At 70.5% G+C, this 20,335-nt stretch carries 18 protein-coding genes and 1 pseudogene; 8 read left to right on the top strand and 11 right to left on the bottom strand.

The window, feature by feature from the left end:
- Window positions 1–846, bottom strand: a pseudogene (locus NE235_RS35210) (NYN domain-containing protein); the annotation flags it as partial.
- Window positions 847–1,015: 169 nt separating this feature from the next.
- Here NE235_RS35210 and NE235_RS35205 point away from each other — a divergent pair.
- The 3 genes from NE235_RS35205 (at window position 1,016) to NE235_RS35195 (ending at window position 3,959) form a co-directional block, all read left to right on the top strand.
- A complete protein-coding gene (locus tag NE235_RS35205; RefSeq protein ID WP_252810875.1) occupies window positions 1,016–2,767 on the top strand; it encodes a DEDD exonuclease domain-containing protein in 1,752 nt (583 codons plus the stop codon).
- A gap of 8 nt (window positions 2,768–2,775) precedes the next feature.
- Entirely contained in the window at window positions 2,776–3,525 is a 750-nt protein-coding gene (locus NE235_RS35200) for a rhomboid family intramembrane serine protease (protein ID WP_252810873.1), read from the top strand.
- Window positions 3,526–3,671: 146 nt separating this feature from the next.
- Window positions 3,672–3,959: an Lrp/AsnC family transcriptional regulator gene (locus NE235_RS35195; RefSeq protein WP_252810871.1), complete on the top strand. Its 288-nt coding sequence runs from the start codon at window positions 3,672–3,674 to the stop codon at window positions 3,957–3,959.
- 140 nt (window positions 3,960–4,099) lie between these two features.
- On the opposite strand, the gene qcrB is transcribed toward NE235_RS35195, so the two are convergent.
- From qcrB to ctaE, 4 genes are read right to left on the bottom strand one after another with little or no spacing between them, the layout of a single operon-like run.
- Window positions 4,100–5,776, bottom strand: coding sequence for a cytochrome bc1 complex cytochrome b subunit (qcrB, locus tag NE235_RS35190; RefSeq protein WP_252810869.1), 1,677 nt, complete (start codon window positions 5,774–5,776; stop codon window positions 4,100–4,102).
- Between the two features lie 49 nt (window positions 5,777–5,825).
- On the bottom strand, window positions 5,826–6,893 hold the full coding sequence (qcrA, locus tag NE235_RS35185; RefSeq protein ID WP_252810867.1) for a cytochrome bc1 complex Rieske iron-sulfur subunit: 1,068 nt from the start codon (window positions 6,891–6,893) through the stop codon (window positions 5,826–5,828).
- The gene (gene qcrC, locus NE235_RS35180) at window positions 6,886–7,698 is read right to left on the bottom strand and encodes a cytochrome bc1 complex diheme cytochrome c subunit (protein ID WP_252810865.1); all 813 of its coding nucleotides are present in this window, start codon (window positions 7,696–7,698) and stop codon (window positions 6,886–6,888) included. Before qcrC ends, qcrA begins: the two co-directional genes overlap by 8 nt.
- A 22-nt stretch (window positions 7,699–7,720) precedes the next feature.
- The gene (ctaE, locus tag NE235_RS35175; RefSeq protein WP_289849670.1) at window positions 7,721–8,380 is read right to left on the bottom strand and encodes an aa3-type cytochrome oxidase subunit III; all 660 of its coding nucleotides are present in this window, start codon (window positions 8,378–8,380) and stop codon (window positions 7,721–7,723) included.
- Window positions 8,381–8,546: 166 nt separating this feature from the next.
- Between ctaE and NE235_RS35170 the strand changes: the two genes are divergently transcribed.
- The gene (locus NE235_RS35170; RefSeq protein WP_252810861.1) at window positions 8,547–8,984 is read left to right on the top strand and encodes a response regulator; all 438 of its coding nucleotides are present in this window, start codon (window positions 8,547–8,549) and stop codon (window positions 8,982–8,984) included.
- A gap of 44 nt (window positions 8,985–9,028) precedes the next feature.
- Complete coding sequence (gene trpD, locus NE235_RS35165; RefSeq protein WP_252810859.1) at window positions 9,029–10,078, top strand: anthranilate phosphoribosyltransferase; 1,050 nt, start codon at window positions 9,029–9,031, stop codon at window positions 10,076–10,078.
- A gap of 244 nt (window positions 10,079–10,322) precedes the next feature.
- On the opposite strand, the gene NE235_RS35160 is transcribed toward trpD, so the two are convergent.
- The 3 genes from NE235_RS35160 to ctaC are packed head-to-tail and all read right to left on the bottom strand — an operon-like array spanning window position 10,323 to window position 13,196.
- Entirely contained in the window at window positions 10,323–10,718 is a 396-nt protein-coding gene (locus tag NE235_RS35160; protein WP_252810857.1) for a cytochrome c oxidase subunit 4, read from the bottom strand.
- A 1-nt stretch (window position 10,719) separates the two neighbouring features.
- A complete protein-coding gene (ctaD, locus tag NE235_RS35155; RefSeq protein WP_406567662.1) occupies window positions 10,720–12,396 on the bottom strand; it encodes an aa3-type cytochrome oxidase subunit I in 1,677 nt (558 codons plus the stop codon).
- The gene (gene ctaC, locus NE235_RS35150; RefSeq protein WP_252810855.1) at window positions 12,393–13,196 is read right to left on the bottom strand and encodes an aa3-type cytochrome oxidase subunit II; all 804 of its coding nucleotides are present in this window, start codon (window positions 13,194–13,196) and stop codon (window positions 12,393–12,395) included. Before ctaC ends, ctaD begins: the two co-directional genes overlap by 4 nt.
- A 153-nt stretch (window positions 13,197–13,349) precedes the next feature.
- Between ctaC and NE235_RS35145 the strand changes: the two genes are divergently transcribed.
- A complete protein-coding gene (locus tag NE235_RS35145) occupies window positions 13,350–14,489 on the top strand; it encodes a cysteine desulfurase family protein (RefSeq protein WP_252810853.1) in 1,140 nt (379 codons plus the stop codon).
- 81 nt (window positions 14,490–14,570) lie between these two features.
- Window positions 14,571–14,798 (top strand): sulfurtransferase TusA family protein, encoded by a 228-nt coding sequence (locus NE235_RS35140; RefSeq protein WP_252810881.1) that lies wholly within the window; start codon window positions 14,571–14,573, stop codon window positions 14,796–14,798.
- A 311-nt stretch (window positions 14,799–15,109) separates the two neighbouring features.
- On the opposite strand, the gene NE235_RS35135 is transcribed toward NE235_RS35140, so the two are convergent.
- Window positions 15,110–16,075, bottom strand: a complete 966-nt coding sequence (locus tag NE235_RS35135) for a carbohydrate kinase family protein (protein WP_252810852.1) — start codon at window positions 16,073–16,075, stop codon at window positions 15,110–15,112.
- Window positions 16,076–16,241: 166 nt separating this feature from the next.
- Window positions 16,242–16,595 (bottom strand): HesB/IscA family protein, encoded by a 354-nt coding sequence (locus tag NE235_RS35130; protein WP_252782826.1) that lies wholly within the window; start codon window positions 16,593–16,595, stop codon window positions 16,242–16,244.
- Between the two features lie 196 nt (window positions 16,596–16,791).
- Here NE235_RS35130 and nadA point away from each other — a divergent pair, with 196 nt between their 5' ends.
- A complete protein-coding gene (gene nadA / locus NE235_RS35125; RefSeq protein WP_252810850.1) occupies window positions 16,792–17,943 on the top strand; it encodes a quinolinate synthase NadA in 1,152 nt (383 codons plus the stop codon).
- Between the two features lie 113 nt (window positions 17,944–18,056).
- Here the strand turns inward: nadA and NE235_RS35120 are convergent, their stop codons facing one another.
- Window positions 18,057–20,330 carry an ATP-binding protein gene (locus tag NE235_RS35120; protein WP_252810848.1) on the bottom strand — a complete coding sequence of 758 codons (2,274 nt, stop codon included), beginning with the start codon at window positions 20,328–20,330 and terminating at the stop codon, window positions 18,057–18,059.
- Between the last annotated feature and the right edge of the window lie 5 nt (window positions 20,331–20,335).

Here is a 20,335-nt window from a genome sequence, read left to right as displayed (position 1 = left end):
GTCGTTGCGCCCCTCGCGGTCGGCGCCGCGCGCGCTCTCCGCGGCGGCCGCCGGGTGGGCCGGCCGGCTGCGCAGCCGGCGCAGCTCCGCGTGGGCGGAGGCCGGCGCGAGGGAGGGCGGGGCAGGCTCGTCCCCGAGGCGCCGGTCGAGCTCCTCGGCCCGCGCGTGCTCCCGCTTCGCCTTGCCGCGCGCCTCGTGCAGCCGCTTGCGCAGCTCGGCGCTCTCGGCGCGCAGCTCACGCAGCTCCGCGCGGAGCTTCTCGACCTCCTCCGACCGGGTGGCCTTCGCCGCCGCGACCTGCTCCCGGAGCTCGGCGACCTCACGGGCGACCTTGGCCTCCTCGGCGGCCGCTGCCGAGCGCTCAAGCTCCCGGCGCGCGGTCTCGACCCGATCGGGCCAGCCCGGCGGGCGCAGCAGGTAGGCGAGGGCGGCGACGGTGACCGGGTCGGCGGCGGGCGGCACCGACCCGGAGCCGACCGCCTCGCTCAGCACCGGCTCGCTCTCCCGTACGACGTCGGCGACACGCTCACGGAACCCGCCGTCGTCCTCGAGCTGGGCGGCGATCAGGGTCGCGGCCAGCCGCGCGCGGCGGCGGGGCTCGAAGCGGGCCACCCGCCGGAGCGGCGCCGGGATCTCGTCGGGCCGCAGCGCGCCGATGACACCGGCCGCCGCCTCGACGACACGCTGCCGGACCGCTTCGGGGAGCGGCTGATCGAGGTGTTCGCCCGGGCCGGTGTCGATGGTCTGCTCCTCATGGTCGCGGGGCGGTGCGCCGGGACGCGTGCGCCGGGCTCCGTGTCGCCGTCGCTGCCCAGCGTAGACGCACCGGCCACCTACGGTCCGCAATCCCCCCGACGAATACCGCAAGGTATCCGCGCCTCCGCGCCCCGGAACCGATGCCCCGGTCACCGCCCTGGCCCCGCGCCCGGCCGCAGGACCGATACTGGTCACCGCGAGGCGGCCTCACGCCGGGCCGCCGGAACGAATGTCGGTCCGCCCACGTACGGTTCCGCCCATGGCCTCCCACGGCCCTGCGGTCCAGGGCACCCTCGATGACCTCGGCACTCCGCTGGCCGGCGTCACCTTCGTCGTCGTCGACCTCGAGACCACCGGGGGATCGGCCAAAGAGGACGCCATCACCGAGATCGGCGCCGTCAAGGTGCGCGGCGGCGAGATCGTGGGCGAGTTCGGCACCCTCGTCGACCCCGGGATGCCGATCCCCCCGTTCATCTCCGTGATCACCGGCATCACGCAGCAGATGGTCGTCGCGGCCCCCCGCATCGGCGAGGTCCTCCCGGCGTTCCTGGAGTTCGCCAGAGGCGCGGTCCTCGTCGCGCACAACGCGCCGTTCGACGTGGGCTTCCTGAAGGCCGCCTGCGCCGCCCAGGAACGTCCCTGGCCCGCGCCGGCGGTCGTGGACACCGCGGACCTCGCGCGGCGCGTCCTCACCCGCGACGAGGTCCCCAACTGCAAGCTCGCCACCCTCGCCCGCTTCTTCCGCGCCCGCGTCGAGCCGTGCCACCGCGCGCTCGCCGACGCCCGCGCGACCGTCGACGTCCTGCACGGCCTCTTGGAGCGCGCGGGGTCGTTCGGCGTGGAGACCCTGGAGGAGCTCACCGGCTTCCAGCGCGCGCCGACACCGGAGCAGCGCCGCAAGCGTCACCTGGCCGACGGGGTGCCCACCGCGCCGGGCGTCTACCTCTTCGAGGACGCGCGCGGCGAGGTGCTGTACGTCGGCAAGAGCGGGCGGTTGCGCAGCCGCGTCACCTCCTACTTCACCGCGTCGGAGACCCGGCGGCACGTCCGGGAGATGATCGGCATCGCCGAGCGGGTCCGCACCATCGTGTGCGCGAGCCCGCTCGAGGCGGAGGTCCGCGAGCTGCGGCTCATCGCCGCGCACAAGCCGCGCTACAACCGCCGCTCGCGCCACCCGGAGCGGGCGGTCTGGCTGAAGCTCACCGCCGAGCCCTTCCCCCGGCTGTCGATCGTCCGGGAGGTCCGTGAGGACGGCGCCACCTACCTCGGCCCGTTCGGCAGCACCCGCACGGCCGAGGATGCCCGCGCCGCCGTGCACGACGCCGTCCCCCTGCGCCAGTGCACGCAGCGGCTCACCCTGCGGCTCATCGAGACCCGCCGCGCCGCCACCTGCGCGCTCGCCGAGCTGGGCCGTTGCGGCGCGCCCTGCGAGGGCCGGCAGGCGCCGGAGGACTACTCCCGCCACGCCGCCCTGGCCCGGCGGATCCTGGAGGGCGACGTCCGCCCGGTCGTCGCCGCCGCGCGGGCCCGCATCGACCGCCTCGCGGACGAGCTGCGCTACGAGGAGGCCGCGGTGCAGCGCGACCGGCTGGCCGCCTTCGTGCGCGGCGCGGCGCGCTGCCAGCGCTTGTCCGCCCTGGCCCGGCTCGCCCAGCTCGTCGCGGCCAAGCCGGCGTTCGACGGCGGCTGGGAGCTGCACGTCGTGCGCCACGGGCGCCTCGCCGCCGCCGGTACCGTCCCGCCGCACGCCCACCCCGTCCCGTACGTCGAGGCGCTCGTGGCCACCGCCGAGACCGTGCGCCCCGGGATCGGCGCCACGCCCCGGGCCTCCGCCGAGGAGATGGAGTGCGTGCTGCGCTGGCTCGAGTCCCCCGGTGTCCGCCTGGTCGAGGTGGACGGCACCTGGACCTGCCCGCCGCACGGCGCCGAGAGCGTGCGCGCCTGGATCGAGAGCGCCGTCGCGCGCCCCGATTCCCGTAAGGTTGACCGCGCCGGTCGGCCGATGCGATAGGAGCAGGTGTGGCGCTGCCGCTGTACGACAACCAGCCGACACGGCGCGCGCCCCTGGTCACCTACCTCCTCATCGCCGCCAACGTGGTCGTGTTCCTGCTCTCCCCGATCGCCTCGATCGGCCACCAGGACGAAGGGGTCGAGCAGCGCCGGTGCGAGCAGGTGACCTTCATGCTGAAGTACGGCGCCATCCCGAAGGAGCTGGTCTCCGACCGGCAGATCCCGGTGCCGGAGGAGGTCGACCGCGCCTGCCGGCCCGAGCCGTTCCACAAACGGCCGTGGCTGTCCGCGCTGTCGTCGATGTTCCTGCACGGCGGGGTCGCCCACATCCTCGGCAACATGGTGTACCTCTTCATCTTCGGCGCGGCGACCGAGGACCGCCTCGGACGGCTCCGGTTCCTGCTCTTCTACCTCGCGGCCGGCCTCATCGCGGCGTACGGCTTCGCCGTCACCTATCCCGGCTCGGACACCCCGCTGGTCGGCGCGTCGGGCGCGATCGCGGGGGTGCTGGGCTCCCACCTGATCCTCTACCCGCGGTCACGGACGATCGCGCTGATCCTGTCGATCTTCCCGTTCCGGCTGCCCTCCTGGACGCTGCTCGCGCAGTTCTTCGTCTTCCAGTGGCTCAGCCTCGGCGACCAGCAGAGCCAGACCGCGTACGTCGCGCACATCTACGGCTTCGTCGCCGGGATGATCGTCGGCTTGCTCGTCCGGCGGGGCACCGTCGCCCGCAAGTCGGCCGCCCTCTCCTGGAACTAGGGCCTGTCTCAAAGCCCCGCTGTCCTAGGGCGCGCGTTGGGCGCCCGCTGCCGCGCTCGTGGAGCGGGCGCGATTCGGCACAGCCGCTCCACTAGTCTTGCGGCGGGCGACCCGTCATCGCGCAACCCACCGCAGGAGGCATTCCCGTGATCACCGCCATCGTGCTCATCAAGGCCGACGTCTCGCGCATCCCGGAGGTCGCCGAGATCATCGCCGGCCTGGACGGTGTCAGCGAGGTCTACTCCGTGACCGGGGAGTTCGACCTGGTCGCGCTGGTGCGCGTGCGCCAGTACGAGCAGATCGCGGACGTCATCCCCGGCGGCCTGAACAAGGTCCCCGGCGTGACGCACACCGAGACCCACATCGCCTTCCGCACGTACTCCCAGCACGACCTGGAGGCCGCGTTCGCCCTCGGCCTGCCGGACGCCGACTGAGGGCCTGTCCCCAAGCCCCGCCGTCCCACGGACGGGGACTTCGAGACAGGCACTGGCGGCACCTCGGGCACGCCCCGGAACACGCGACGGCCCGCCACCCGGAATCGGGTGGCGGGCCGTACTCGCGTCGGGCGGAGGCGTCAGTGGTGGCTGATCGCCCTGCTGCCGCCGGTGCCACCGGGCTCGACGCCGCCCGGCTGGAGGTCCTCCTCCGCGTGCGGGCCGGTGTCGTCGTGCCCCTCGTCGTGGCCGTTCACCGGGACGTCGTCGGCGGTGAAGGCCTGGTTGAGGTTCTTGCGCAGTTTGCCCAGCGGGCCGCGCGCGGACGGCGACGGGATGCCGTTCTCGTCCTCGTCCTCGATCGCCAGCTCCGGCAGCGGAACCTTGCCGGTGAGGACCGCCTTGTCCTCGTCCCTCGCCGGCTCGTGCACCTCGATGAACTCGCCGCTCGGCAGCCGCATGATGACGCCGGACTCCACACCGTGGTGGAGGATGTCGGCGTCCTTGTTCTGCAGGCCGAGGCAGATCCGCTTCGTGACGAAGTACGCGATCGCGGGACCGACGAAGACCGCGACCCGGAAGAACCACGTCGTCGCGTACAGGGACACGTGGAACTTGTCCGCGATGACGTCGTTACCGCCGGCCAGCCACAGCAGGCCGTAGAACGTGACGGCGGTCATGCCGACGGCCGTACGGAACGGGGCGTTCCGCGGACGGTCGGCGATGTGGTGGATCCGCTTGTCACCGGTGGCCCACTGCTCGATGAACGGCCACAGGGCAGCGCCGGTCATGATGAGCCCCAGCGGCACGAGCGCGGGAACGAGGACGTTCCACGAGACCGTGTGACCCCACAGGTTGGTCTCCCAGTTGGGCATGATGCGCAGCGCGCCCTCGAGGAAGCCCATGTAGTAGTCGGGCTGCGAACCCGCCGTGATCGCGTCGGGCGTGTACGGGCCGAACAGCCAGATCGGGTTGATCTGGGCGAACGTCCCGAGCAGCGCGATGACCGCGAACGTGAACATGAAGAAGGCACCAGCCTTGATCATGAACACCGGGTAGAACGGCTTGCCGATGACGTTCTTCTCCGCGCGGTTCTTACCCGGGAACTGAGTGTGCCCCTGGTGCCACAGGATCATGAAGTGCGCGCCGACCAGCGCCAGCAGGATGCCGGGGATCAGCAGGACGTGCACCGTGTACAGGCGCGGGATGAAGTCGTGACCCGGGAAGTCCCCGCCGAAGGCGAAGTAGAACAGGTACGTCCCGACCAGCGGGATCGACTGCATGACGCCCTGGGTGATCCGCAGACCCGTGCCGGAGAGCAGGTCGTCCGGCAGCGAGTAGCCGAACAGGCCCTCCAGCAGCGCCAGCGTGAACAGGCCCAGGCCGATCAGCCAGTTGACCTCGCGCGGCTTGCGGTACGCGCCGGTGAAGAAGACGCGCAGCATGTGCACCGTGAGGGAGGCCACGAACAGGACCGCCGCCCAGTGGTGGATCTGCCGCATGAGCAGGCCGCCGCGCACGTCGAAGCTGATGCGAAGCGTCGAGTTGTACGCCTCGCTCATGTGCACGCCGTAGAGCTTGGTGTAGTGCCCGTTGTACACGACCTCGGACATGCTGGGCTTGAACCACAGCGTCAGGAAGGTCCCGGTCGCGAGCAGGATGATGAACGAGTAGAGCGCGATCTCCCCCAGCATGAACGACCAGTGGTCGGGGAAGACCTTCTTCATCTTGCCGCGGAGGAAACCCGCGGTCCCGAAGCGCTCGTCGAGGAAGCCGATCGCGCCGTCGACGGCCTTCGGGGGTGCTTGCGTCGTCATTGGTCGCTCACCGATCCTCGCTCATCGAACCGGTCGCCGATGAGAGTTGTCATGCTTTGGGCCTCCCACGCTCCCAGAAGCTGGGTCCGACCGGCTCGTGGAAGTCGCTCATCGCGATGAGGTAGCCCTCGGAGTCGACGCCGAGCGGCAGCTGCGGCAGCGGCCGGGCGGCCGGGCCGAAGATGACCTTGGCGCCGTCGAGCGCGTCGAAGGTCGACTGGTGGCACGGGCACAGGATGTGGTGCGTCGTCTGCTCGTACAGCGCCGCCGGGCAGCCGACGTGCGTGCAGATCTTCGAGTAGGCGATGATGCCGCCGACGTTCCAGTTCTCCCGGCCCTTCTTGACCTTGAGCTGGTCCTCCGGAACGTTGATCAGCAGCACCGTGGCCTTGGCCAGCTCGTCGAGGTTGTCCTCGGCGCCCTCCGGGATCACCGTGATGATGCCGCCCGGGGAGTTGAAGTCCGACGGCTTCAGCGGCTGGCCGGTGCCGTCGACGACGAGCCGGGTGCCCTTCTTCCACGACGTGTGGCGCAGCTTCGTCTTCGGCAGCGGGCCCAGGTCGCGCAGCAGCAGGATCGGGAGCAGGCCCAGCGGCGCGGACGCCAGCAGCAGCGAGCGGCGCAGCAGCGGCCGCTTCGTGATGCCGCTCTCCTCGGCGCCCTGCAGGAAGTACTCGTTGAAGACCTGCCGGTCCTCGGCCGGGGACGCCAGCTCGTGCCGCTCCTGGATGATCTCCTTGGTCGTCATCAGGTGACGGACCCAGATCGTCATGCCGACGGCCATACCGAGGAAGATCACCGTGAGCGAGGTGCCCAGGGCGTAGTTCGAGTGCATCGCGCGGACGATGTCGTCGTTGCCGACGTGGCCGGGCCACACGGCGTAGAAGACGATGAACGCGATGCCCGCGACGAAGGTCAGGAAGAAGAAGAACGCCGCCGCACGCTCGGCCTTGCGCGCCTTCACCGGGTCGAGCTTGTACCCGGAGCCCTCCCCACCGTCGCCCTCGGACGGCAGCAGGTCATGGCTCTGCACCTGCGGTGGAGTACCGATGACGCGCTTAGGCGCCCGCTCCTCTTCTTCCGAGGAGGCTTCGTGGGTCTCGTTGGTCTCAGACATTGTGCTTCTTCTTGGGCTTCCGGGCGGTGATCCACATCGCCGCGATGACGATCAGTCCAAGTCCGACCAGCCAGCCGGCCAGGCCCTCGGCCACCGGGCCGACGCGCCCGAGGCCGTTACCGCCGGGGTTCGGCTCGCTGCGGGTCTGGGTGACGTACGCGATGATCGCCCGCTTCTGCGCCGGCGTCAGCGTGGTGTCGTTGAAGACCGGCATGGCCTGCGGACCGGTGAGCATGGCCTCGTAGATCTGCTCGGGCGTCGCCTTGTCCAGCGGCGGGGCGTACTTGCCTCCGGTCAGCGCCCCGCCGGAACCGGCGAAGTTGTGGCACTGCGCGCAGTTGGCGCGGAAGAGCTTGCCACCCATGGCCGCGTCGCCGCTCGCCGGGTCGACCTGGTCCTTCGACGGGATCGCGGGGCCACCGCCGAGAGAGGCGATGTACGCGGCGATCTGGCGCGTCTGCTCCTCGTTGAAGACCGGCTTCTTGCGCGGAATCTGCGCGCCGAGGTTCATCGCGGGCATCCGCCCGGTGCTGACCTGGAAGTCGACCGAGGCCGCGCCGACGCCGATCAGGCTGGGGGCGTTCTTCGTACCCTCGGCGTTGGCTCCGTGGCAGCTCGAGCAGGCCTGGTTGAACAGCTGCTTGCCCTTGGCCACGTCCTGGTCCGACGCCGCCGCGGCGGCCGCCTGTGCTCGGTCAGTGCGCGGCGAAACACCGGCGTAGGCGACGCCGATGATCGCGAGCGCGGCCAGCACAACGGCGTAGCCCGCCCACGGGCGCCGTCGCCATGCGGTGATCCATTTCACGGAAGAGATCCCTCGTTCTGGGTCAGGTGAAGATCTTGTCGATCCCGTAGATGGTGAAGAACAGCCCCACCCAGACCGCATCGACAAAGTGCCAGTAGTAGGACACGACGATGGCGCTCGTCGCCTGCTCATGTGTCCAGCGCTTCGCGGCGTACGTGCGTCCCAGCATGAAGATGAACGCGATCAGTCCACCGGTCACGTGCAGGCCGTGGAAGCCCGTGGTCAGGTAGAAGACCGAGCCGTACGCGCTGCTGGAGATCGTCGTGCCCTCGTGAATGAGGTTGCGGTACTCATTCAGCTGGCCGGCCACGAAGACCGCGCCCATGAGGAAGGACAGGACGTACCACTCGCGCAGACCCCAGCGCTTGAGGTTGAACAGCGACCCCAGGCGCCCGACCTGCCCCCGTTCCGCGGCGAACACGCCCATCTGGCACGTCACACTGGACATCAGCAGGATGAAGGTGTTGGCCGAGGCGTACGGAATGTCCAAGTGGGCTTCGGGCCACGCGCCGCCGTCCCCCTTGGTCACCGACCGGATGGTGAAGTACATCGCGAACAGCGCCGCGAAGAACATGAGCTCAGACGACAGCCACACGATCGTGCCCACGCTTACGAGGTTGGGCCGGTTGGCGTGGGACCGGGGTGCCGTTTCTGTCGCGGTTGCTGTTGCCACGGGCAGCATTATTGCGGCACCGTCCCCGGCTCCGTGCACGACCCCCCTGTAGAGGCGATTCGCCTCCTCACGGCAGGTCGGTGAGGCCGTAGGCGGACGGCCCTCTCCGCCGCCGCGCCATCTCCCGGTAGCATCGGGCTCGTATCACGCGACCACGTAACCCATGGATGAGCCGATGAGCACCGAAGAGACCATGAAGGTCCTCGTATACAGCGACGACGCGAACACCCGCAACGAGGTGCGCCTCGCGATCGGCCGCCGCCCCGCGCCCGGCCTGCCGAAGGTCGAGTTCGTCGAGGTCGCGACGGAGCCCGCCGTGTTCGCCCACCTCGACAAGGGCGACGTCGACGTGGTGATCCTCGACGGCGAGGCCCGCCCGGCCGGCGGCATGGGCATCGCCCGGCAGGCCAAGGACGAGATCTACCACTGCCCGCCGATCATGGTCATCATCGCCCGCCGCGACGACGGCTGGCTCGCGACCTGGTCCCGCGCCGACGCCGTGGCCTCCCAGCCGATCGACCCGGTCGCGCTGGCCGAGGGCGTCGCCGACCTGATGCGCCGCCGCCTGGAAGGGCGCGTCGGCGACGCCGAGCCCCGCCTGTCCGTCCAGTAGCCGTCCGCCCGCCGCGGACGCCGGCGTACCCCGAAGAGGCACCCATGGACCCGCGTACGACGTGGCCCGCGCTCCTCAACGCTCTGATCGACGGCGAATCGCTGTCGTCGGACGAGACGGCCTGGGCGATGAACGAGATCATGTCCGGCCAGGCGACCGACGTGCAGATCGCCGGGTTCGCCGTCGCGCTGCGGGCGAAGGGCGAGACCGTCGCCGAGGTCGCGGGGCTCGCGGAGGGCATGCTCGGCCACGCGCGGCGGATCAGCCTGCCGGGACCCGCGGTCGACCTCGTCGGCACCGGTGGCGACCGCGCGCACACCGTCAACGTCTCCACCATGGGCGCCATCGTCGCCGCCTCCGCGGGCGCGCGCATGGTCAAGCACGGCAACCGGGCGGCGTCGTCGTCCTGCGGGGCCGCCGACGTGCTGGAGGAGCTCGGCGTCGTCATCGACCTGCCGCCGGCCGCGACGGCCGAGGTCGCCGACGAGGTCGGCATCACCTTCTGCTTCGCGCCGCTCTACCACTCGGCGCTGAAGTACGCCGCCAAGACCCGCGCCGAGCTGCGCGTGCCGACGGTGTTCAACTTCCTCGGCCCGCTGACGAACCCGGCCCGGCCCTCCGCGCAGGCGGTCGGGGTCTTCCACCCGCGCATGGCGGGGATCGTCGCCGGGGTGTTCGCCGAGCGCGGCTGCTCGTCGCTGGTGTTCCGCGGCGACGACGGGCTGGACGAGCTGACGACGACGTCGACCTCGGTCATCTGGGTGGTCCGCGACGGCACCGCCACCGAGACGGTCTTCGACCCGGCCGACCTCGGCATCCCCCGCGCCACCCCGGACGACCTGCGCGGCGCCGACGCCGCCCACAACGCCGCGGTGGCCCGCGCGGTCCTGGGCGGGGAGCGGGGCCCGGTGCGCGACATCGTGGCCCTCAACGCCGCCGCGGCGCTCGTCGCGGCGGAGGGCGCACCTCCGGCCGACGCGCTGACCGAGACCCTCTCCGCGGCGTACGCCCGGACGCTGGAGGCCATCGACTCCGGCGCGGCCGCCGCCCTGCTCGACCGCTGGGTCGCGGCCACCCGCCGCCGCGCCGCCTGACCACGCGGCCGCACGCCGGACCACGCCCCGCCCCACGCCTCCTGACCGCGCCACCTCCTGACCGCGCCACCTCACGCCCGCGACCCCACGCCCGGCCACCCGTCGCCGGCCGCCGGGCGCTCTGCCGCCTTGTGGACGCTTGACGTCCTCGGTTCGCCTGTCCCGCGCCACCGATCGCCGGCATGCCCGTGACGACGAAAAGGCCGGCACCGCGTGTGCGGTGCCGGCCTTCCGTGCGTCTGCCTCAGTGGGAGAAGTGACCCCGGTAGTACTCGAAGACGAACCCGATCGCCGCGAGGACGACCGCGAGCATTCCGATGAGCAGCAGCCACCAGCCGAACACGGCGCCCAGGGCGGCCGTCGCGGCGGCGAGCGCCGTGAACAGCGGCCACCAGCTGTGCGGGCTGAAGAACCCGAGCTCACCGGCGCCCTCGGCGATGTCGGCGTCCTTGTCGTCCTCCGGCCGCGGGTCGATCCGCCGGCCGGTGAACAGCAGGTAGAAGCCGGTGAGGCCCGCCAGGCCGATGGTGAGCGCCAGGGCCGTCGTACCGGTCGGGTCGTGCGACCACAGCCAGTAGATGAGGTCCATCACCGCGAAGAACAGGGCGCAGAAGACGAACAGGTAACCCTCGATCTTCATGTCAGTCCTCCTTCCCGGCGCCGGCCGTCACGGCGGCCTGGTCACGGTGCGGGTAGTGCAGGTCGAACGCCGGGCGCTCCGACCGGATCCGCGGAATCGAGGTGAAGTTGTGCCGCGGCGGCGGGCAGGACGTCGCCCACTCGAGCGAGTTGCCGAAGCCCCACGGGTCGTCGACGTCCACGCGCTTGCCGCTCCTGGCGGTGATGAAGACGTTCCAGAGGAACGGGATCATCGAGGTGGCCAGGATGAACGCGCCGATCGTCGAGACGACGTTCAGCGTGGTGAACTCCTTGGCGTAGTCCGGGACACGACGCTGCATGCCCTCCGCGCCGAGCCAGTGCTGGACCAGGAAGGTCGTGTGGAAGCCGATGAACAGCAGCCAGAAGTGGATCTTCCCGAGGGTCTCGTTGAGCATCTTCCCCGTCATCTTGGGCCACCAGAAGTAGAAGCCCGCGAACATCGCGAAGACCACGGTGCCGAACAGCACGTAGTGGAAGTGCGCGACGACGAAGTAGGAGTCGTTGAGCTGGAAGTCCAGCGGCGGCGAGGCCAGGATGATGCCGGTCAGGCCACCGAACAGGAACGTCACGAGGAAGCCGATCGACCAGAGCATCGGCGTCTCGAACGTCAGATGCCCGCGCCAGATCGTGCCGACCCAGTTGAAGAACTTCACCCCGGTCGGGACCGCGATCAGGAACGTCATGAACGAGAAGAACGGCAACAGCACCTGGCCGGTGGGGAACATGTGGTGCGCCCACACCGTCACGGACAGGCCCGCGATCGCGATGGTGGCGCCGACCAGGCCGATGTAACCGAACACCGGCTTGCGGCTGAACACCGGCAGGATCTCGGTGATGATGCCGAAGAACGGCAGCGCGACGATGTACACCTCGGGGTGCCCGAAGAACCAGAACAGGTGCTGCCAGAGCATCGCACCGCCGGTGGCCGGGTCGAACACGTGCGCGCCGAGCTTACGGTCGGCCTCCAGGGCCAGCAGCGCGGCGGCGAGCACCGGGAACGCCATCAGCACGAGGATCGAGGTGAGCAGGATGTTCCACGTGAAGATCGGCATCCGGAACATCGTCATGCCCGGCGCCCGCATGCAGAAGATCGTCGTGATGAAGTTGACGCCACCGAGGATCGTGCCGAGACCGGACAGCGTCAGACCCATGATCCACATGTCCCCGCCGATCTCCGGCGAGCGGACGATGTCCGAGAGCGGCGTGTAGGCGTACCAGCCGAAGCTGGCGGCGCCGCCCGGGGTGAGGAACCCGGCGAGGGTGATCAGGCTGCCGAACACGAAGAAGTAGAAGCTCAGCATGTTCATGCGCGGGAACGCCACGTCAGGCGACCCGATCTGCAGCGGCATGATCACGTTGCCGAAGCCGACGAACAGCGGCGTCGCGAACATGAGCAGCATGACCGTGCCATGCATGGTGAACAGCTGGTTGAACTGCTCGTTGCTCATGATCTGCAGGCCCGGCTTGGCCAGCTCGCTGCGCATGAACAGCGCCATGATGCCGCCGATGCCGAAGAACACGAACGACGTGATCAGGTACATGTACCCGATCACCTTGTGGTCCGTGGACGACAGCCACGACACGATGACGCGGCCCTTGCTCGGCCGCGGCCGGAACGCCGGCGCGGAGGGGGTGGAATGAGTGATGGTCGTGGTCACTGAGCGCTCCCGCTCGCCTGATGGCTCGAGATGAACTGCTGGAACTCCTGCGGCGTGACGATCTTCACCTGGAAGAGCATCCGGCTGTGGTCGACGCCACAGAACTCAGCGCAGCGTCCCTCGAACGTTCCCGTCTTGGTGGGGGTGACCTCGAAGTCCTGCCCGGAACGGGCACCGGGGATGATGTCCCGCTTGAAGATGAACGAGGGAACCCAGAAGGAGTGGATGACGTCCGTCGAGACCAGGTGGAAGCGTACCCGCTGCCCGACCGGGATGACGAGGACGGGCTTGTTGGTGGCGTCGGGGCCCGTGGGCTGACCGACGATCGGCTTGGTGTGGTACTGCGGGTAGTCGAACTGCCAGCTCCACTGGAAGGCGGTCACGTTGACGAGGGTGACCTGACCCGGATCGCTCGACTTGCTGACCTTGTTGAGATACGTCTCGTCGCGCGCGGTGAAGTAGAACAGCACCGCGATGATGATGAACGGCACGACGGTGTACAGCATCTCGATCGGCAGGTTGTACCGGACCTGCGGCGGCAGCTGGTCGGAACGCTTGCGGTGGAACAGCACCGCCCAGATGATCAGCCCCCACACGAGCGCACCGACGGCGAACGCCGCGATCCATGACCCCTGCCACAGGGTCACGACGCGCTTGGCCTGCTCGGTGACCGGATCGGGCAGACCGAGACGCTTGCCTTCGCCGGAGCACGCCGTCGTGGCGAGGGCCAGCATGGAGAGCACCGCGGCGCCCTGCAGCATGCGTCGCCGCGGGCTCGGCGCTGCGGGGCGCACGGGCATGTGCCGCTTCCTACGGCGGGTCGGACTCACGGATTGCCTTCCCACGATGAAGCCCGAATCACCGGGCGATCAGTTCGATGTTCACGCTTGTCGACCAAACATTAGCGTGAGGGTCGCGGACACCCACTTGGGACCCCCGTTAGTGTCTTCTCCGTGGCCTACTTCGATGCGGCGTCCACCGAATCCCTGCATCCGGCGGCCCGGGACGCCCTGGTCGCCGCCCTGGACGGCGGCTGGGCCGACCCGCAGCGGCTCTACGGCGACGCCCGCCGCGCCCGCCTGCTGCTCGACCAGGCCAGGGCCAAGGTCGCCGTCGCGTTCGGCGTACGCCCCGACGAGACGTTCTTCACGTCCTCCGGCACCCAGGCCGTGCACCTGGCGATGCTCGGCGCGCTGTCGGCCCGCCGTCGGACCGGCCGGCACCTGGTCGTCGGCGCCGTCGAGCACTCCAGCGTCCTGCACACCGCCGCGCTGCACGAACGCGAGGGCGGCAGGGTGACCACGGTCGGCGTCGACCGTACGGGACGGGTCGACCCGGAGGAGTTCGCGGCGGCGCTGCGCCCCGACACGGCACTGGCCTGCCTGCAGTCCGCGAACCACGAGGTCGGCACGCTGCAGCCGGTCGCGGAGGTCGCCGAGGCCTGCCGCGCGGCGCGCGTCCCGCTGTTCGTCGACGCGGCGCAGTCCGCCGGCCGCGCCGAGGTACCCGCCGGCTGGTCGCTGCTGGCCGCCAGCGCCCACAAGTGGGGCGGTCCCCCGGGCGTCGGCGTGCTCGTCATCCGGAAGAACACCCGGTGGCGGTCGCCGCTCCCGGAGGACGAGCGCGAGGGCCGCCGGGTCCCGGGGTTCGAGAACGTCCCGGGAGCCGTCGCCGCCGCCGCCGCGCTGGAGGCGTACGCCGCGGAGATGGAGCGCGACGGGCCGCGGCTGTCCGCGCTCGTCGACCGGATCCGCGAGCGCGTGCCCCACCTCGTCGAGGACGTCGAGGTCATCGGCGACCCCGTGCGCCGCCTGCCGCACCTGGTGACGTTCTCCTGCCTGTACGTCGAGGGCGAGGCGCTCCTCACCGAACTGGACCGGCTCGGTTTCGCGGTTTCTTCCGGCAGTTCGTGTACGGCCGATACGCTGCGTCCCAGCCACGTCCTGGAGGCGATGGGGGTGATTACCCACGGGAACGTCCGGGTATCGCTCCCTCGCGGAACCAGCGCGACCGATGTCGACCGTTTCCTCGCGGTTCTGCCCGGTGCCGTGGCCCGGCTCCGCCGTACGGCGGGGGTTCAAGTCAGTGAGTAGGGAGATGCGATGGGGCTGAGGCGCCGCCGGGCCGAGCGGGAGATTCCCCGGGAGGCGACGCCCCCGGCGTATCAGGGCCCCATGCCGGTCCTGACCATCGACGCGCTGGGCCGCAAGTGCCCGATCCCGATCATCATGCTCGCCGAGCGCATCGGCGAGGTGCCGGTCGGCCAGATCATCGCGGTGCAGGCGGACGACGTCGCCGCGCGCACGGACGTGCCCGCCTGGTGCCGGATGAAGTCCCAGGACTTCGTCCGCGAGGAGACCCTCCCCCGCGGCTGGGCCTTCCACATCCGCCGCACGTATTGAATGGCGCTCGCTCCGCGAGCGCGGTTCGCGGCGCCCAACGCGCCGTCTTTCCTCGCGTCTGACGGCGCTCGCTCCGCGAGCGCGGTTCGCGGCGCCCAACGCGCCGTCTTCCCTCGTCGCTCCGGTCGCTTCGCTCCCTGCGCTCCTCAGTCCAGACGACGCGCGCCGCTCACGCTCCGGTTGCTGCGCTCCCTGCGCTCCTCAGTCCAGACGACGCGCGCCGCTCACGCTCCGGTCGCTGCTACGGACTGCCTGAACGAGTGAGCGCCCGCTCCGGCCGCTGAGGGGCGGAGCGGGCACGGAGGACGTGGTCAGATGTGCCGGGCGATCTCAGCGGCGGCGTCCGAGCCGTACGCGTCGGCGAACCGCTCGACGAACCGCTCGCCGTGCAGTGTGTACTCCTGCGGGCCGGCGACCTCCAGCGCGTGCGCGGCGAGGAGGTTGCCGGTCTGCGCGGCGCGTTCGAGGGACAGCCCCCAGGCGAGCGCCGTCAGGAACCCGGCGCGGAACGCGTCACCGACGCCCGTCGGCTCGATCTTCCGTACCTCCGGAGCGGCGTCGATGTGCAGGCTCGGCTCACCGGCGCGCTCGACGCGCACGCCCTTCGGGCCGAGCGTGGTGACGCGGACGCCGACGCGGGACAGGATCTCCTCGCTCGACCAGCCGGTCTTCTGCTCGCACAGCGACGCCTCGTACTCGTTGGTGAACAGGTACGCGGCGCCGTCGATCAGCTCCCGCACGTCGTCCATCCGGGCGAGCTGCTGGGAGGGGTCGGCCGCGAACGCGATGCCGCGGGCGCGGCACTCCTCGGTGTGGCGGATCATCGCGTCGGGGTCGTCGGCGCCGATGAGGACCAGGTCGATGCCGCCGACCCGCTCGGCGATCGGCTGCAGCTCGATCTGGCGGGCCTCGCTCATCGCGCCCGTGTAGAACGAGGCGATCTGGTTGTGGTCCTGGTCCGTCGTGCACAGGAACCGGGCGGTGTGGTGCAGGTCGGAGACGTGCACCGACGACGTGTCCACGCCGTGCCGCTCCAGCCAGGACCGGTAGTCGGCGAAGTCGTCGCCCACCGCGCCGACGAGGATCGGACGCTGGCCGAGCAGGCCCATGCCGAAGCAGATGTTGGCCGCTACGCCGCCGCGCCTGATCTCCAGCTCGTCGACGAGGAAGGACAGCGACACGGTGTGCAGCTGGTCGGGGATGAGCTGGTCCGCGAACCGCCCCGGGAAGCTCATCAGGTGGTCGGTTGCGATGGAGCCGGCTACAGCGATGCGCACGACGTCGATCTCCTCGTCGGTTCGGCGGCCTCGTCGTTGACGCGGGGCCGTCTCGAATGGCGTTTCAAACCCGGCAAGGGTACTGCCTAACCAGGCCCGGACACGCCGGATGCCCGCGCCCGGGGTGGACCCGGTCGCGGGCATCATCGCGCGAAGCCCTGGAGGCTCAGTGGAACGAGTCGCCGCAGGCGCAGGAGCCGCTGGCGTTCGGGTTGTCGATCGTGAAGCCCTGCTTCTCGATGGTGTCGACGAAGTCGATCGTCGCGCCCGCGAGGTACGGAACGCTCATCCGGTCGACGCGGACGGCGAGGCCGTTGAAGTCCTGGACGAAGTCGCCGTCGACCTCGCGGTCGTCGAAGTAGAGCTGGTAGATCAGGCCCGAGCACCCACCCGGCTGGACCTGCACGCGCAGCGCGAGACCTTCTTCGCCCTGCTGCTCGAGCAGGCTCTTGGCCTTCTCCGCGGCGGCGTCCGTAAGGACGACGCCCTGCTGCGTGCCGGTCTCGGCTGGAACCGTCATGTGCTGACTCCCGATTGGCCCGGTCGCCTCGCGGCGGCCGTGATGTTGTCGCTTGCCTCTTCGCACAACGTACCCGTTGCCGGGGGGCATTCCCCAATGAGCGGGTTCTTTCACACCCGCTCCCCGCGGCTTGACCGCTCGCCCGTACGATGACGTATCGTCAAAGAGACGATAAGTCTGTCAAGGGAGCCTCCCAGTGACCATCGACATCGGCAGCCCCCTGCTACTCCTCGGCCGCGGCGCCGACCCGGCGAGTGAGCGCGGCGTCTCCTGTCCGGGCGACCTGCCGCCCGCCTCCGACCCGGCCCTGGTCGAGCGGGCCCACGCGGCCAAGGCGGCCCTGGGCGAGCGGCTGTTCGTGCTGGGCCACCACTACCAGCGCGACGAGGTCATCCAGTTCGCGGACGTCACGGGCGACTCCTTCAAGCTCGCACAGGAGGCCGCGGCCCGGCCGCAGGCGCCGTACGTCGTCTTCTGCGGCGTGCACTTCATGGCCGAGTCCGCCGACATCCTGACCGGCCCCGATCAGCGGGTCGTCCTGCCGGACCTGGCCGCCGGCTGCTCGATGGCCGACATGGCGACCTACGACCAGGTCGAGGAGTGCTGGGAGGTCCTGGAGGACGCCGGGATCGCCGACGACGTCGTGCCGATCACCTACATGAACTCCTCGGCCGACATCAAGGCGTTCGTCGGCCGGCACGGCGGCACGGTCTGCACGTCCTCCAACGCGCGCCGTGCCCTCGAGTGGGCGTTCTCCAAGGGCTCGAAGGTGCTGTTCCTGCCGGACCAGCACCTCGGCCGCAACACCGCCGTGCTCGAGATGGGCCTGGGGCTGGACGACTGCGTCGTCTACAACCCGCACCGCCCGGACGGCGGGCTCGCCACGGACGAGCTGCGCGCCGCCACGATGATCCTGTGGCGCGGGCACTGCTCGGTGCACGGACGGTTCAGCAAGGAGTCCGTGGACGACGTACGGGCGCGGATCCCGGGCGTCAACGTCCTCGTGCACCCGGAGTGCCGCCACGAGGTCGTCAGGGAGGCCGACCACATCGGGTCGACGGAGTACATCATCCGGATGCTCGACGAGGCGCCCGCCGGGTCGGCGTGGGCCGTCGGCACGGAGCTGAACCTCGTGAAGCGCCTCGCCGACCGCCACTCCGACAAGACGATCGTCTTCCTCGACAAGACCGTCTGCTTCTGCTCGACGATGAACCGCATCGACCTGCCGCACCTGGTCCGGTCGCTGGAGTCCCTGGCCCGCGGCGAGGTCGTCAACCAGATCACGGTCGACGAGGAGACCGCCCACTACGCCCGCGCCGCCCTCGACCAGATGCTCGCGCTCCCCTAGCCGGCGACCGCTCACGGGCGGTCGGGCGGCCCTTCCGCCGGCCGCCCGTGCGCGCGACTGGGTTCAGTGACCCGGGGACGGCGCACGCCTCAACGATCAGAAGCGCCGAAAGGTCACGGCGAGGTGTGCTCGGCGACCCAGGCGGCGATCTGGGTGCGGGAGGTGAAGCCGAGCTTGGCGAGGATGTGCTCGACGTGGCCCTCCGCCGTGCGCTGGGCGATCACGAGGGACGCCGCGATCTCCTTGTTGCTCATCCCCCGCGCGACCAGCCGGGCGATCTCCGTCTCCCGCCTGGTCAGCGGCGCCCACCTGTCCCCGCCCGCCTTGGGCGGCGGGCCGGCGGCAGGCGAAGGCCGACGCTCCAGGAGGGCCTGGTCGAGGGCGTCGTCCTCGGAGAGCCGGGTGCCGCGTTCGACGGCCGCACGGAACGCCTCGTCCCCGAGCCCGCGGCGCGTACGGGCCACGCACTCCTCGTGGTGAACGGCGAGGTACTCGTATCCCGGCATCCGCGCGCCGGTCGCCTCCCAGAGGTTCCCCAGGACGCCCAGCAGTTCGGCCGCCCGTGCGTAGTCCTCCTCACCGGCGGCGATCCAGGCCAGCACCTCGAGGCTGATGCCCATCCCCAGGGGGTCGCCCAGCAGGCGATTGGTCCGCAGGCTCTCCCGCGCCAGGGAGGCGGCGCGCCGCGGATCGCCCTGGCGCCAGACCTCGAAGCCGAGCGCCGTCATCGCGTACGCCTTCTGCCAGCGTTCTCCATGGGCGTCACAGATGGCCATGCCCTCTTCGGCGGTGGCGACGGCCCGCTCGGAGTCCCCCAGGGAGGAGTACGCGAGGGAGAGCCGGATGAGCGCCAGCACCTCGCCGAGGGGGTCCTGGGTGGCGCGATGGTGGGTCAGCGCGTCCCGGTAGAACCCGACCGCCGTTTCGCCGTCCCCGGCGTGCATGGCGACGGTCCCGGAGTACTGGGCGACGTAACCGAGGACCTGTTCCAGCCCGAACTGCTCGGCGAGGGCCCGGCTCTCGGCGAGCCTCTTGGTGGCGGACTCCGGATCCCCCTGCATGATGGCGAGCCAGCCGCACGCCGCCAGCGCCCGGGCCCTGATCTCGACCCGCACGCCGGAGTCGGCGAGCCCCTGCTCGAGCCAGTCGCGTCCCTCCCCCAGGTGGTAACTGGTCACCCAGTGGTAGAGCAGGTCGCTGGCCATGTCGATGCAGAGTCCGGCGCGTTCGGCGTAGCAGTACTCCAGGGCGGTGCGCAGGTTGGGATACTCCACCCGCATCCGGTTGAGCGTCTCCATCTGCTCCGGGCCGAACAGGCGCGCCTTCAACGCGCGGGAGAGTCTGCGGTAGTAGTCGCGGTACTCGAGCTCGATCGCCGATCTCTCCCCGGAGACGGCCAGGCGCTCCCGGCCGTACCGCCGGATGGTCTCCAGCAGCCGGAACCGCACCCCGCCCGGGCCCTCGTCCCGGATGAGCACCGACTTCTCCACGAGGCCGATCACCAGTTTGACGATCTCGGCGCGGTCGATGCCGTCGCCTGCGCAGACCTCTTCGGCCGCCTCGAGGTCCAGGCTGCCGGTGAACACCGAGATCCGCGCCCACAGGAGTCGCTCCTTCTCGGTGCACAGGGCGTAACTCCAGTCGAGCAGGGCGCGGAGTGTCTGATGGCGCGACGTGACGGCGCTCGACTCCATCGACAGGAGCCGGAGGCGGTCGTCGAGCCGGTCGAGCAGCTGCTCGACCGAGAGGGCCCGCAGTCGTACCACGGCGAGTTCGATGGCGAGCGGGAGCCCGTCCAGGCGCCTGCAGATGCGCTCGACGGCCTCCCGGTTGCGATCCGTGAGGGTGAATCCGGGCAGCACCGCCTCGGCCCGCTCGGTGAAGAGCCGGACCGCGTCGGACGTGGCGGTGCTCTGTTCCGATTCGTTGGCCGGCAGCGACAGCGTGGGCACGACGTAGGACTGCTCGCTGAAGATGCCCAGCGGCTGCAGGCTCGTGGCCAGGATGTGCAGCTCCGGGACCGAGCGCAGCAGCGTCCGCACCAGCATGCCGCACGCCTGGAGGAGGTGCTCGCAGTTGTCGAGGATCACCAGCGTCCGCTTGCCGGCCAGATGCTCGATCAGCACCTCGTCGGGGCGCTCGGCCGAACGGCTCTGAATCCCCAGCGCGGCGACCAGCTCCTGGGCGAGCAGTTTCGGGTTGTCCAGCTCCGCGAGCTCGACCAGCCAGACACCGTCCGGGTAGGCACGTCTCACCTCGGCGGCCACCCGCAGGGCGAGCCGGGTCTTACCGACCCCGCCCGGCCCGGTGAGGGTCACGATGCGTGACAGCGACAGCAGGCGTTTGACTTCGGCCATCTCGCGCCGGCGCCCCACGAAGGTGGTCATCTCCG

Source organism: Actinoallomurus spadix (genome assembly GCF_024055725.1).
GTDB lineage: Bacteria > Actinomycetota > Actinomycetes > Streptosporangiales > Streptosporangiaceae > Actinoallomurus > Actinoallomurus spadix.
The sequence above is the reverse complement of the archived record's forward strand: the minus strand, read 5'-3'. Positions and strand labels throughout refer to the sequence as shown.

Bases quoted from the DNA above. Each gene is read 5' to 3' on its own strand.
- qcrA (WP_252810867.1), bottom strand. From the start codon at position 6,893: ATGTCTGAGACCAACGAGACCCACGAAGCCTCCTCGGAAGAAGAGGAG.
- NE235_RS35140 (WP_252810881.1), top strand. From the start codon at position 14,571: ATGCCGGTCCTGACCATCGACGCGCTGGGCCGCAAGTGCCCGATCCCG.
- NE235_RS35160 (WP_252810857.1), bottom strand. From the start codon at position 10,718: ATGAAGATCGAGGGTTACCTGTTCGTCTTCTGCGCCCTGTTCTTCGCG.
- ctaE (WP_289849670.1), bottom strand. From the start codon at position 8,380: ATGCTGCCCGTGGCAACAGCAACCGCGACAGAAACGGCACCCCGGTCC.
- NE235_RS35130 (WP_252782826.1), bottom strand. From the start codon at position 16,595: ATGACGGTTCCAGCCGAGACCGGCACGCAGCAGGGCGTCGTCCTTACG.
- qcrB (WP_252810869.1), bottom strand. From the start codon at position 5,776: ATGACGACGCAAGCACCCCCGAAGGCCGTCGACGGCGCGATCGGCTTC.
- NE235_RS35120 (WP_252810848.1), bottom strand. From the start codon at position 20,330: ATGACCACCTTCGTGGGGCGCCGGCGCGAGATGGCCGAAGTCAAACGC.
- NE235_RS35170 (WP_252810861.1), top strand. From the start codon at position 8,547: ATGAGCACCGAAGAGACCATGAAGGTCCTCGTATACAGCGACGACGCG.
- trpD (WP_252810859.1), top strand. From the start codon at position 9,029: ATGGACCCGCGTACGACGTGGCCCGCGCTCCTCAACGCTCTGATCGAC.
- ctaC (WP_252810855.1), bottom strand. From the start codon at position 13,196: ATGCCCGTGCGCCCCGCAGCGCCGAGCCCGCGGCGACGCATGCTGCAG.
- NE235_RS35205 (WP_252810875.1), top strand. From the start codon at position 1,016: ATGGCCTCCCACGGCCCTGCGGTCCAGGGCACCCTCGATGACCTCGGC.